The sequence below is a fragment of the Enterococcus sp. C63 genome, from assembly GCF_040887215.1.
Taxonomy (GTDB): domain Bacteria; phylum Bacillota; class Bacilli; order Lactobacillales; family Enterococcaceae; genus Enterococcus_B; species Enterococcus_B hirae.
This window is the reverse complement of record NZ_JBFOFI010000003.1, coordinates 82222-95261: the sequence shown is the minus strand read 5'-3', so window position 1 is coordinate 95261 and position 13040 is coordinate 82222. Positions and strand designations below refer to the sequence as shown.

At 38.0% G+C, this 13040-nt stretch carries 10 protein-coding genes; 8 read left to right on the top strand and 2 right to left on the bottom strand.

Translation table 11 applies throughout. From position 1 onward, the window contains the following. Nucleotides 1–204 precede the first annotated feature (204 nt). From kdpA to AB3H90_RS05785, 5 genes are all read left to right on the top strand, one after another. Nucleotides 205–1881 carry a potassium-transporting ATPase subunit KdpA gene (gene kdpA / locus AB3H90_RS05805; protein WP_368016355.1) on the top strand — a complete coding sequence of 559 codons (1677 nt, stop codon included), beginning with the start codon at nt 205–207 and terminating at the stop codon, nt 1879–1881. A 9-nt stretch (nt 1882–1890) separates the two neighbouring features. Then, a complete protein-coding gene (kdpB, locus tag AB3H90_RS05800) occupies nt 1891–3921 on the top strand; it encodes a potassium-transporting ATPase subunit KdpB (RefSeq protein WP_034700808.1) in 2031 nt (676 codons plus the stop codon). Nucleotides 3922–3933: 12 nt separating this feature from the next. Continuing rightward, nucleotides 3934–4467, top strand: coding sequence for a potassium-transporting ATPase subunit C (locus AB3H90_RS05795; RefSeq protein WP_034700806.1), 534 nt, complete (start codon nt 3934–3936; stop codon nt 4465–4467). A gap of 85 nt (nt 4468–4552) precedes the next feature. Beyond that, nucleotides 4553–7135 carry a DUF4118 domain-containing protein gene (locus tag AB3H90_RS05790; RefSeq protein WP_368016354.1) on the top strand — a complete coding sequence of 861 codons (2583 nt, stop codon included), beginning with the start codon at nt 4553–4555 and terminating at the stop codon, nt 7133–7135. Between the two features lie 10 nt (nt 7136–7145). Continuing rightward, nucleotides 7146–7832, top strand: coding sequence for a response regulator transcription factor (locus tag AB3H90_RS05785; RefSeq protein ID WP_368016352.1), 687 nt, complete (start codon nt 7146–7148; stop codon nt 7830–7832). Nucleotides 7833–8013: 181 nt separating this feature from the next. On the opposite strand, the gene AB3H90_RS05780 is transcribed toward AB3H90_RS05785, so the two are convergent. Continuing rightward, entirely contained in the window at nt 8014–8571 is a 558-nt protein-coding gene (locus AB3H90_RS05780; protein ID WP_228012171.1) for a pentapeptide repeat-containing protein, read from the bottom strand. Nucleotides 8572–8831: 260 nt separating this feature from the next. Here AB3H90_RS05780 and AB3H90_RS05775 point away from each other — a divergent pair, with 260 nt between their 5' ends. The 3 genes from AB3H90_RS05775 to AB3H90_RS05765 all read left to right on the top strand — a co-directional run bounded on the left by AB3H90_RS05775 (nt 8832) and on the right by AB3H90_RS05765 (nt 11636). Continuing rightward, complete coding sequence (locus tag AB3H90_RS05775; RefSeq protein ID WP_034700802.1) at nt 8832–9593, top strand: DeoR/GlpR family DNA-binding transcription regulator; 762 nt, start codon at nt 8832–8834, stop codon at nt 9591–9593. Between the two features lie 10 nt (nt 9594–9603). Continuing rightward, the gene (locus AB3H90_RS05770; protein WP_368016350.1) at nt 9604–10989 is read left to right on the top strand and encodes a M24 family metallopeptidase; all 1386 of its coding nucleotides are present in this window, start codon (nt 9604–9606) and stop codon (nt 10987–10989) included. A gap of 287 nt (nt 10990–11276) precedes the next feature. Beyond that, complete coding sequence (locus tag AB3H90_RS05765) at nt 11277–11636, top strand: MerR family transcriptional regulator (RefSeq protein ID WP_010718439.1); 360 nt, start codon at nt 11277–11279, stop codon at nt 11634–11636. A 235-nt stretch (nt 11637–11871) separates the two neighbouring features. Here AB3H90_RS05765 and AB3H90_RS05760 read toward each other — a convergent pair whose 3' ends face one another. Then, a complete protein-coding gene (locus AB3H90_RS05760) occupies nt 11872–13011 on the bottom strand; it encodes a PLP-dependent aspartate aminotransferase family protein (protein ID WP_368016348.1) in 1140 nt (379 codons plus the stop codon). Nucleotides 13012–13040: the final 29 nt, after the last annotated feature.

Genomic DNA, 13040 nt, shown 5'->3' with positions numbered 1-13040 from the left:
TAATGGAGAAAAATAGACAAGAATAAATAATCAAGAGATATAAAGATAGTGTAAAGAAACGATTTAAAGTTTCACACTATCTTTATATCTTTTTTTGTATGATCAAATCATAAAGGAGAGAGGAAAAATGATGATTATATTTGGTTTGATTAGTGCTTTATTAATGATTTATCTTTTCTGGTTTTTATTTAAGGGGGAAGAGTTATGAGTAGTATCATTTATCAAGGATTGTTTTTTTTATTTGTGTTACTAATTCTAGCGTTACCTCTTGGGTGGTATATTAAACAAATCATGCAAAATAACATACCTAAAGGCGTACGATTTTTGCAACCCGTTGAAAAACTATTTTATAAAATAATCGGACCAGTAAGTCAGAAAGAAATGACGGCGAAACGCTACATTTTTAGTGTATTGTCATTAAGCCTTTTTTCGCTCATTTTACTGATTGGTCTGTTAATGACACAAGAATGGTTGCCGGGAGGGAATACAGTTAAAAATCTTTCTTTCCCATTAGCCCTCAATACGGCAGTTAGCTTTGTAACGAATACTAATTGGCAAGCCTATGCTGGGGAAACTACCTTATCGAATTTTTCGCAAATGTTTGGCTTAACAGTTCAAAATTTTGTATCTGCAGGTGTTGGTTTAGCAGTTTTGATTGCCTTATTAAGAGGTTTGACTCAAGTGAAAAATAAACGACTAGGGAATTTTTGGCAAGATTTAACCAGAGGTCTAGTCTATATCTTATTGCCGCTTTCCATCGTTTTAGCCATCTTATTGATCTCTCAAGGAACGATCCAAACGTTTCAATCAGGGCTAGCTTATCAAGGATTAGAAGGAAAAGATTTGTGGTTGTATCTAGGACCAGTAGCAAGCCAAGTAGCTATCAAGCAGTTAGGAACGAACGGTGGTGGTTTTTTTGGAGCAAATTCAGCTTATCCTTTTGAGAATCCAACGATTTTAGCGAATTTTTTGGAAAATATTGCCATTTTGCTTATTCCTGCTGCATTGATTTTTACACTAGGTTTTTGGGTAAAAGAATGGAAACAAGGGCGGACGATCTTGATCGTTGCAACCACTTTTGTTCTATTAGCGTTTATCGGGGTAACAGTTAGTGAATATTATGGACCAAACTTTATTCAAGTGTTAGGTTCGGCCAACATAGAAGGAAAAGAAGTTCGTTTCGGTGTAGGATGGTCAAGTTTATGGGCTGTCAGCACGACTGCTGCTTCTAATGGTTCGGTCAATGCGATGCTAGATAGTTTTACGCCATTAGGTGGAGCGATCCCACTCTTTTTGATGCAATTAGGAGAGATTATTTTTGGTGGGATTGGTAGTGGATTATACGGCATGCTTGCTTTTCTTTTGTTAGCCGTTTTTATTGCTGGTTTATTAGTTGGTCGTACGCCCGAATATTTAGGGAAAAAAATTGAAGCGTTTGACATCAAGATGGCTAGTTTAGTTATTTTGACTCCTTTAATGTTGACCCTTTTTGGAGCTATGGCCTTGATCAGCCACAGTGAAGTCTTCACTTGGTTAACTAATGAAGGACCTCATGGATTTAGTGAATTATTATATGGTGCAACTTCCTTAGCGAATAATAATGGGAGTTCATTTGGCGGTCTATTAGCAGATACGCCGTTTATTAACTATTTAGGCAGTTTCTTGATGCTGCTTTCCAGATATCTACCGATCGTTGCGATTTTATTCCTAGCAGAAAACATGGGGAATAAGAAAAAAGCAGCGTTGAGTCCAGGGACATTATCAACCGTCAGTCCAACGTTTGTTACGATGTTGATTATTGTCATTTTAGTGATCGGCGCCTTGAGTTTCTTACCAGCATTAGCCTTAGGACCAATTGCTGAGTATTTTACAGTAAAGTGAGTGAGAAAAATGAAAAAAATCTATTTATGGGCTGTGGGTCAATCGTTCAAGAAGTTGGACCCACGACAGCAATTAAGAAACCCAGTCATGTTTGTTGTCTATTTAGGTGCGATTTTGACAACCATTTTGTGTTTTTACCCGATGGATGTACCGTTATGGTTTAGTCTTGCGATTACGGTTTTCTTATGGTTGACTCTATTATTTGCCAATTTTGCTGAAGCCGTTGCTGAAGGTCGTGGGAAGGCACAAGCGGATAGTTTGAAGCAAGCGAAGAAAGAAGTAATGACCTATAAGATCACCCGTTTAGAAGATGTGCAAGAAAAAAACTTTATTGAGATCCGTTCTTCTGATTTGAAAAAAGGCGATCTGGTTTATGTCCAGGCAGGTGAACAAATCCCAGCAGACGGGGACGTTATTGAAGGGGCTGCCTCCGTCGATGAAAGTGCCATTACTGGAGAATCAGCACCAGTCATTCGGGAATCCGGAGGGGATCGAAGCGCTGTGACAGGAGGAACGACAGTCGTCTCTGATTATTTAGTGATACGGGTCACTTCCGAAAACGGGCAATCATTTTTAGATAAAATGATTGCGATGGTGGAAGGCACCCAACGAAAAAAAACACCCAATGAAATCGGGCTGCAAATCTTTTTGATCACTTTGACGATCATTTTCTTAACAGTTTCGATTACGCTGATCCCGTTTACTCACTTTAGTAGTCTGCTAGCAGGAAAAGGTGGCCCGCTTTCTTTAATCATTGTGATTGCGTTATTGATTTGTTTAGCACCCACGACAATTGGTGCGTTGATCTCTTCGATCGGTATTGCTGGTATGAGTCGATTGACAAAAGAAAATGTCATTGCCATGAGTGGTCGAGCAATCGAAGCGGCAGGAGACGTCGATGTCTTATTATTGGATAAAACAGGAACGATTACGCTGGGCAATCGACGTGCAAGTGAATTTTTACCAGTTCATCAAGTGAGTGAACGAGAACTGGCGGATGCTGCCCAACTTTCCTCTTTGGCAGATGAAACAGCAGAAGGCAGAAGCATTGTGATTTTAGCCAAAGAACGATTCAATCTACGGGAACGTGAATTTCAGCAATCTGAGGTGAAATTTATTGATTTTAGTGCCAAAACAAGAATGAGCGGGATCGATTATCGCGGGGACGAAATTCGTAAAGGCGCGGCTGACACTATGAAAAAATACGTGGAAGCAAATGGACATACCTATCCTGAAGAATGCGATCAATTAGTGGCTCAAATCGCACGTGCAGGGGGAACCCCATTAGTAGTTGTCAAAAATTACCAAGTTTTAGGTGTCGTTTATCTCAAAGACATTGTAAAAAATGGTGTGAAAGAAAAATTTGCGGATATGCGGAAAATGGGGATCAAAACGATCATGATCACAGGGGATAATCCCATGACGGCGGCAGCGATTGCAGCAGAAGCGGGCGTTGATGACTTTTTGGCAGAAGCAACACCAGAAAACAAAATGGAATTAATCCGTGAGTACCAAGAAAAAGGTCACCTTGTAGCAATGACGGGTGATGGAACGAATGATGCTCCGGCATTAGCACAAGCTGATGTAGCGATGGCAATGAATACAGGAACCCAGGCTGCCAAAGAAGCAGGGAACATGATCGACTTAGATTCAAGCCCTACGAAGCTCCTGCAAGTAGTTCAAATCGGCAAACAACTATTGATGACTCGTGGAGCGTTAACGACCTTTAGTATTGCCAATGATGTTGCTAAATATTTTGCGGTGATCCCAGTCTTGTTCTATAGCATCTATCCACAACTAGATCAATTGAACATCATGGGACTTAGTACGCCTTTAACAGCTATTTTATCTGCGGTCATTTATAACGCGGTGGTGATTGTGGCATTGATCCCGTTAGCGCTGAAAGGTGTTGCTTACCAGGAAAAACCAGCTAGTCAAATCCTAAGACATAATCTACTTGTCTACGGATTAGGAGGGGTCATTGCACCATTTATTTTTATCAAACTGATTGATGTCATTTTATCATTCGTGATTTTGTAAAGGAGAAAAGTGATGCGAAAAACAGTTATGGGAAGTATTCGTTTTTTATTGTTAAGTTTACTTGTTTTTGGAGGGGGTTATACATTACTAGTTACCGGGGTCGGTCAACTATTTTTCAATGAACAAGCTAATGGTAGCCAAGTTACCAATGATGGGAAAGTCATAGGTTCGAAGTTGATTGGGCAACCTTTTGAATCAACTCGCTATTTTTCTGGACGGAATGAAAAAGTTAGCCAACTGTCACCGGTATCCAAGGAACAGGCTTCACGTGTGGAACAGAGAACGAAAAAACAACTTCAAGAAAACCCAGCGCAAAAAGAAGTTCCGGTGGATCTAGTGACTGCTTCGGCAAGTGGTGTAGACCCGGATATCAGTGTGGAAGCAGCCAATTTTCAAGTGTCAAAAATCGCTCAAGAGCGAGGTCTTAAAGAAGCGGATATCTATGCTATAATAGAAAAAAACAGCCATAAGGATTGGTTTTCAGATCGCAAATACGTTAATGTATTACAATTGAATCTTTCGTTAGATCAGATGTCTGATTCATAATCGGTTCTAGCCATTTTCTTGATTGGTTTTAGCCAATCGGAAAATGGCTCAGACTTACATAAAGGATAAGTTGGAGGGGGAAAGGATGTCGTTATCGAGTGTATCAGAAGATTTTATGCAAAGACAGCAAGGGAAGAAAGGTAAACTAAGAGTATTCTTTGGTTTTGCGGCTGGTGTCGGCAAAACGTATGCGATGCTCTTAGAAGCTAGAGAATTATTTGCCTTAGGTAAAGATGTCGTGATTGGCTATATTGAGCCTCATGATCGACCAGAAACGAATCAACTACTCGAAGGTATGCCTCAGATCCCACCCAAAGAAATCAATTACAAATCAATCACTTTATTTGAACCTGATATTGATCGCTTGATCAAGCGAAAGCCCGAAGTAGTTTTGATCGATGAATTAGCACACACCAATGCGCATGGTTCAAGAAATAAGAAACGTTACCAAGACGTGGCAGAGTTACTGAATGCTGGAATCAACGTTTTTACAACGATTAATGTGCAACATATCGAAAGTTTGAATGATGTTGTTGTTAATGTAACAGGTGTGGAAGTAAAAGAAACCGTACCAGACACTTTCTTTCAACAAGCATCTTTGAAAGTGATCGATGTTGAGCCGGAAGAATTGATCTTACGGTTAGAAGAAGGAAAGATTTATACCAACGAAAATGCAAAACGAGCCTTAAAAAATTTTTTTACCCCACAAAAGTTGAACCATCTGAGAGGTTTAGCGATCCAAAGAGCTTCCGATCATATCAATCAAGTTAGTAGTCAAACCAATCGAATTCAAAGCAAGTTGTTGACTATTGTTAATGACGATTTTCCTAAAATGGCAGAAAAGTGTATACGTTGGACTGCAAGATTAGCGCAAGGCTTAGGTGCGCAATGGGTCGTGATTCAAGTTCGTTCACATGAAGACACGCCGACAAACTTACCACTTGCCGATAAACTTGGTGGAGAAGTGATCAGTATGGAAGAAGAAGGAAGCTTTGAAACGATCGTTGAATACGCTAAGATGACTGGTATCACAGATATTATCATGGGAAAGAATCTACGACAACCATGGTATGAACGATTATTTTTAGAATCGTTTGAAAACCGATTACTGAAGCGATTGAATGATACAGAGATCCATTTGATCCCATTTCAAGAAATTAGACCGTCCTTTTTATTTCATACAAGAAAAATCATTGAAGGCGGCGGGAAAGATCTAGGGTATGCATTAGGTGCTGTTTTTTGTGCCACTTTAATTACTGAGTTGATGCAGTATTTGAACGTCGGTGATCAAAATCTGATGTTGATCTATCTCTTTTTCGTCTTATTAGTCGCTCGGATGACTTCCGGTTATTTTTGGAGCGCTTTAGCATCAATCCTTAGTGTACTATCGTTCAATTGGTTTTTTGTTGAGCCGCTTTATTCATTGACAGTCTATAAACAAGGCTATCCGTTCACTCTTTTGATCATGTTTTTAGTTGCTCTGATGATTAGTAACTTAATGGTGCGGTTAAAAAAACAAGCAGTTTATTCTATGGAAAAAGAGCATCAAATGGAAATTCTTTATGAATTGAATAAACAATATGTGTTGGCACAAGATCAACAACAAATTTTTGATATTACTGCGACGTATCTTTCACGTTTGTTAGATCGGGAAGTGGTTCTCTTTGATTCTGAAGGACAAGTGAAAAGTGTGCATCGTGTCGATCGGAAAAAATCAAGACTTAATATCAGTGAAGAAATTGCAGTAGCTGTTTGGACAGCAAAAAATCAACAGGAAGCAGGAAATGGAACCGATACCCTCGGAGGAGCAAAAGGATTCTATTTGCCGATCCTTACTAATGGAAAAGTCGTAGCTGTTTTAGGAATGGAACGAAGTCATTCCCACGACCTACAAAACGATCAACTAAACTATTTAAAGTTGCTCATTACACAACTGGCAACGATTCTGGAACAAAATCAATTGAAAAATGAGAAAGAGCAAATCGAACTTGAGAATGAGCGAGAAAGAGTCCGCAGTAATTTGCTCCGAGCGGTCTCGCATGATTTGCGGACACCATTAACGGCAATTTCAGGGATTGCGGAGACGTTAAACAATGAAAAAAGTGTGTCGAAAGAAACCCAACAAAAATTATTGCAAGATATTCAAGATGAGTCCCAATGGTTGATTCGGATGGTGGAAAATTTATTATCGATTACACGGATCAACATGAATACAATGAAAGTGAATAAATCAGCGGAACCGATTGAAGAAATTATCGAAGCTGTGTATAGTCATTTGAAAAAAGTGTATCCAGATAGCCAATTAGATGTCGTATTACCAGAAAACATGCTATTCATCCAAGCAGATCCTATTTTAATTGAACAAGCTTTGTTCAATTTGATTGAGAATGCTTTGAGACACGGTGAAAAACAGCAACCTGTACGATTGACTGTGAGCCAAAATGGAGAAGAAACGAGGATTGAGATTAGAAATAAGGGTGAGATTCCTATCGAACAATTTCAAAAAATCCAAAATAATCTGACTCAACCAAATGAGGTGCCTGTTGATTCTAAAAACGGATTGGGAATTGGTTTAAGTATTGTCAACACGATCATTCGTGCTCATAACGGACAAATGGAGATGATTGCCGATAATGGGGAAACGATTGTCCGAATCTATTTAAAGTAAGGAGTTTTTTATGAATAAGATGATCTTATTGATTGAAGATGATCCCAATATTACCGACTTCATGGAAGTGGTTTTTGAGCGAGAACAATATAGATTAACGGTAGCAGCAAATGGGATGGAAGCTTTAACTGCTTTACAGGCAGAAACATTTGATGTCATTTTACTTGATCTAGGTTTACCTGATATTGATGGAATGGATCTCTTGAAAATATTGAGGAAACGGATGGATCTTCCGATCGTGGTGATCTCTGCACGAAAGGACGAAAATGAAAAAGTAGCCGCCCTTGATATAGGAGCAGATGATTACGTCACCAAACCTTTCGGGACTAACGAACTTCTAGCTCGTATAAGAACAGCTTTACGCCATAAGAAAACCAAAGAAGAACAGACGTTGATCGTAGTAAATAATGCATTGAAAATCGATTTTGATAAGCAGTTGGTTTATAAAAATGACCAAGAAATCCATTTAACAAAAAATGAATATCGATTACTTAAATGTTTATTTGAGCAGATTGGTAAAGTAGTCACTTATCAAACCTTAATGACCCAAGTATGGGGACCATACAGCGAAGATTCCCAAATTTTGCGAGTCAATATGTCAAATATCCGCAAAAAAATTGAAACAAATACGTTGAAGCCTGAATATATCATTACTGAAATTGGTGTTGGTTATCGCTTACGTGATTACCGCTCGTAAACATAAAGATGAAACAGTGAAGTCTGTTTAATAAGTATTAGATCCGAGAAAGATAATTAAAAAAGGTTATGAAAGAAGCAAATAGCTCCGAGCAAAGCAGAGCAGAGCTAGCTGTATCTTTCATGACCTTTTTATGGTGTTCATCGTATTACTTCTAGGGAATTAAACCTAGGTTATTCACTTACTCTTTTATAATTAGGCCTAACAATGTAGAGAATTTTAAGGCCTGGTAGGTTGAGACCTGGCAACCTTTTAATTCATTGATCGTAATGCCTAATGTTTCAAAATTAGAGGAGCTTAAATCAACGCCTTTTAAAGAGGTTTGCTGAAAATTCGCTTCGTTCAATTCACAATTGTCAAAAATGATTCCTTTGAAGTGACAATGATAAAGATCGGCGTTTTCCAATGAACAATGGCAAAATTGATTATTCTCCATTTTAGCATAGCCAAAAGCAGCTAGATTGATTAGACAATCTTTAAAAGTAACGTTTTTAATCGTTGATTCTTGAAAGGTTGTCCCAAGTAGTTTGCAATTGATAAATTCTACTCGGTGGATAGAGGCTTTTGTCATATTGACGTTGGAAAGATCACAATTTGTAAAGCGAACATCTACGAACTCGACCTGACTAAAATCGCTATTTGTAAATTGACAGTGATCAAATTCCATATTGTAAAAACGTGGACGATCGAAAAATGCTTCGATTGCTTCGTCATTGACTACTTTGCACATTTCAAGCATTGGTTCCTCTTCGGAATAGATTGTAGAAAAGGGCTTAAGTGGTAATGTGGGAGAAATTTTTGGAGGAACGATTTTCATAGATTCATCTACTTTCCTATATAAGATTTTTCCATATCAGTAACGGAATCATCGCTGTCTGCTTATTATAGCACAAATCATTTGATTACATTTGGCAATTTTTTTGCGACAAAATGCGATATATTGCAAAATATTGCAAAAAGTTGCAAACTGTAGTAAAGTGACTTAAGGGAGGCGGTTTCATGCTGAGGGAAATTCGTTTGAAAAAAATAATCAAAATCATGAAAGAAAAACAAAATGCTGCGATTGATGACTTAGCAGAACAGCTGGAAGTATCTAAAGACACGATCAGACGTGATTTAATGAAGTTAGAAGAAAAAAATATAGTTCGCAGAACACACGGCGGAGCGATTTTATTAGAAAGAGAAGCAACTATTTTTGATTATGAGCAACGTTCAACTAAATTAAATGGAGTGAAACTTCAGTTAGGAAAAACCGCTGCAGCTATCATTAAAGACAATTCATCGGTTATTTTCGATTCCTCCACTACTGTAGAAAGTGTGATCAATCAAATAGGGATGAAACCTTTGACAGCTATCACTAATTCTTTGACTCATGCGATGCTGTTGGCAAAAAGGTCAGCAACTACGATTACGCTATTGCCGGGAAAATTGCACAAAACACAACTTTTTTTACATGGCGCAGATACTATTGAGAAATTAAAACAATACAGTGTAGACTATACATTTTTAGGTGTTTTTGCTTTATCGTCTGAGGGGATATTCATCCATACGGAAGAAGAAGGACTTGTTAAACGCCAAATGGTCAAACAGGCAAAAACGGTGGTTGCTTTAGCAGATCATACAAAAATGGATAAAACCGGTTTTTTTAAGGTTTGTGATTTAAAAGAGATTGATTTTCTAGTAACAGATCAACCTCCCAGCAAGCAGTTGCAACAAGCTTTGATAAATAATCAGGTGGAATGTCTTATATTAGATCAATAAAGGAGTAAGTATGGAAAAGAAAAATATAATTTTAGATGTGTTGACTGAGCCGAAAACATTTGCAGATGTCTCACCGGTTTTCTTAACAGATGAAACGATTGAGATGAGAAAAAAACGAATGATACAAAGGATGAGAGAAGAAGCGATTGACACACTAATCATTTATGCAGATCGTGAGCATGGTAGCAATTTTGAATATTTTACAGGATTTATTCCACGGTTTGAAGAAGGATTATTTGTTATGGAAAATAGTGGAAAAAGTACCTTGATTTTGGGAAATGAAAATCTGAAACTATGTAAACATGCACGAATCCAATCAGAATTGGTTCATTATCCACTTTTTTCATTGCCGAATCAACCAATGGATCACGAACAACCTTTAGAACAATTATTTACCTCGTTAGGGTTCGTTGAAAAGAAAAAAATCGGGGTAGTTGGTTGGAAAATGTTTACTACACGGAAGAAAGAAGCGACCAAGCTATTCGATGTTCCTCACTTTATTATTGAAGCAATCGAAAAAGCAAAAGGTGAAACGACTGAACTACTAAATGCTAGTTCGCTGTTGATTGGGGAAAAAGGAATACGGAGAACAAATAATGCCAATGAGATCGCTCATTATGAATTTGGTGCCAATCTAGCTTCTAGTTGCATGTTACAAGCACTAAACAAGATTGAAGTAGGTGTAAAAGAGTCTGAAATTGGAGCATTGTTAAATGGAAAAGGACAACCGAACACGGTAGTGACAATTGCTGCGACAGGGCAACGTTTCGAATATGCTAATCTTTACCCAACCGATAAAACAATTAAACTTGGGGATGCGTTGTCTTTAACTACTGGGTTTAAAGGTGGTTTATCTAGCAGAACCGGGTTTGTCATCGAACATGAAAAACAACTTCCATCAGAGCAAGCGGATTATTTAGAAAAAGTGGCTAAACCTTATTTTCAAGCAATTGTTCATTGGTTAGAAACAATCAAAGTGGGGATGAGAGGCGAAGAAGTTTATCAACTAGTTGAGACTGTTTTGCCGAAAAAGCAGTTCCATTGGCATTTAAATCCTGGTCACTTGACAGCAGATGAAGAGTGGTTAGCTTCACCTATTTATCAAGAGTCGCAAGAAATACTTGAAAGTGGGATGATTTTTCAACTAGATATCATTCCTTCAGTTCCGGGTTATACAGGTGTTAGTGCGGAAGAATGTGTGGTATTAGCTGATGAGGCACTGCAAGCAAAAATCAAAGAAAAGTATCCAGAATTATGGCAACGTATGATGATTCGTCAAACGTATTTGAAAGAAGTGCTAAATATTGATTTAAGTAAAGACATTTTACCGCTTTCCAATACGGTTGCATACTTACGCCCTTTTTATTTAGCAAAGAATCAAGCATTTCGTGTATAAAGAATAAAATCCACATCTTGATGTACGAGTGAATGATAAGAGAAAATTCGTAGGAGTAACAGGAGCTGTATGGTTCGTTACTTCTCGAATTTTTTAGGTCTGCTAGCTTTTTTGAGAAAAATCCCTTATAGTGAAAGCCGAAAGACTAGATCATTTTTTGTGTGTTGTTTCAAAAGCGACGATGATTATGCATAAAACTTCATTCGTTTATTGGTTTTGGCCAAGCAGATAAATGTTAGGTTAGTCAATTATGAACGAGATGGAGCAGAAAAAAGGGGATATCAACTATGAACATCAAACAAGTGAGCGAAGCGAAAGGGATCTCGCCCGATACATTACGTTATTATGAGAAAATTGGTCTCATTCCACCTGTACATCGCACGAAAGGCGGAATTCGTGATTATACAGAAGAAGACCTCAACTGGGTAGATTTTACAATTTGTATGAGAAATGCTGGTTTATCCATTGAGTCGTTGATCGAATACAATAAATTGTGTAAGCAAGGAGACCAGACAATTGCTGCTAGGAAGCAATTATTGATGACAGAAAGACAGCATTTGATTCAAAAGATCGATGAGATGCAAGAGTGTTTAACACGATTACATAAGAAAATCGAGAATTACGATCGGTATTTATTAGAACAATAAGATATAAGTCCATGTTAGCCAACAGTTGGTTAAGAGAACTTTTATAGCCCAAATACAGCAGTTCTGAAATTTTTACCAATGATGAAATAAAAAATTTTGATGAAAAAGAAGGCATGTCGGAAGTGTCTAACTCTAAGAAATAAGCCGGATAATCCCAAATAGGAGGAACTATTTGGGGATTATCCGGCTTATTTCGATGATAGAACTCACCATGAATATCAGATAGTGAGTGAAACTACATAGCATTTAACGCTTCATCAAGATCAGCGATCAAATCTTCTACATCTTCGATCCCGCATGAAAGCCGAACTAAAGTTTCAGTGACACCCATCGCTAATCGATCCTTTTCAGGCATACTGGCATGAGACATCGCCCAAGGATAAGAAAGGATGGATTCCACACCTCCGAGACTGACAGCTACGATTGGTACACGACAGTGTGTGAATAAGGTTTCAATTTGCTTAACTGAATCTACTTCAAATGACAAAATAGCACCACAGTCTTCGCATTGTTTTTGATGGATCGAATGTCCAGCATGCTGTTCAAGACCAGGATAATAAACGTTTGTTACTTTCGGATGATTGACGAGAAAGTTAGCTAATTCACTAGCGTTTCGAACTGATTTTTCCATTCTTAACCCCAGCGTTTTAACGCCGCGCAATAGTAGCCAAGCATCTTCAGGACCTAAAATCCCGCCCAGTGCTTTTTGATGTTCCTTTAATTGCTGATACAGCTCCTCGTTATTTGTAGCGACCAAACCTGCAACAACGTCACTATGTCCATTGATAAACTTTGTTGCACTATGTATCACGATATCAACACCTAAATCTAAAGGATGTTGTGAAATGGGTGTCATAAATGTATTATCTGCAACTGTTAAAATCTGATACTCGTTAGCCAATTCAGTCACTTTCTTTATATCAGTGATTGTTAATAATGGATTGGAAGGAGTTTCAATGTAAAACATTTTTGTTTCTTTTTTAATCGCTTTTTGCCAAGAATCAATATCCGTTTCATCAACAAAAGTGCAATCGATCCCGAAACGAGCTAAGAAAAGATGGATGCTTTGGAAGGTTCCACCATAAATATTTTTACCTAGTACTAAATGATCTCCTTTGGATAAAAGGAACAGGACAGCGTTAATAGCAGCCATTCCTGATGAAAAGGCTAAACCGAACTGCGCGTTTTCTAATGAAGCAATACATTTTTCCGCCGCTTCGACAGTAGGGTTACCAAAACGAGTGTAACTAAAACCTGTGTGAGTGAAGACATTTTTTTGATGAAACGTGGAAGTTTGATATTTAGGTATCGATGATGCGCCTGTAACTGGGTCGATGACTGGGTAATCGTGTAGAATTTTTGTATTGATATTCATATGGGTTTCCTCCAAACCTACTTCATGTA

Excerpts from the sequence above, each read along its gene's own strand:
- AB3H90_RS05775 (WP_034700802.1), top strand. The coding sequence starts at position 8,832 with ATGCTGAGGGAAATTCGTTTGAAAAAAATAATCAAAATCATGAAAGAA.
- AB3H90_RS05790 (WP_368016354.1), top strand. The coding sequence starts at position 4,553 with ATGTCGTTATCGAGTGTATCAGAAGATTTTATGCAAAGACAGCAAGGG.
- kdpB (WP_034700808.1), top strand. The coding sequence starts at position 1,891 with ATGAAAAAAATCTATTTATGGGCTGTGGGTCAATCGTTCAAGAAGTTG.
- AB3H90_RS05785 (WP_368016352.1), top strand. The coding sequence starts at position 7,146 with ATGAATAAGATGATCTTATTGATTGAAGATGATCCCAATATTACCGAC.
- AB3H90_RS05760 (WP_368016348.1), bottom strand. The coding sequence starts at position 13,011 with ATGAATATCAATACAAAAATTCTACACGATTACCCAGTCATCGACCCA.
- AB3H90_RS05765 (WP_010718439.1), top strand. The coding sequence starts at position 11,277 with ATGAACATCAAACAAGTGAGCGAAGCGAAAGGGATCTCGCCCGATACA.
- AB3H90_RS05770 (WP_368016350.1), top strand. The coding sequence starts at position 9,604 with ATGGAAAAGAAAAATATAATTTTAGATGTGTTGACTGAGCCGAAAACA.
- AB3H90_RS05795 (WP_034700806.1), top strand. The coding sequence starts at position 3,934 with ATGCGAAAAACAGTTATGGGAAGTATTCGTTTTTTATTGTTAAGTTTA.
- AB3H90_RS05780 (WP_228012171.1), bottom strand. The coding sequence starts at position 8,571 with ATGCTTGAAATGTGCAAAGTAGTCAATGACGAAGCAATCGAAGCATTT.
- kdpA (WP_368016355.1), top strand. The coding sequence starts at position 205 with ATGAGTAGTATCATTTATCAAGGATTGTTTTTTTTATTTGTGTTACTA.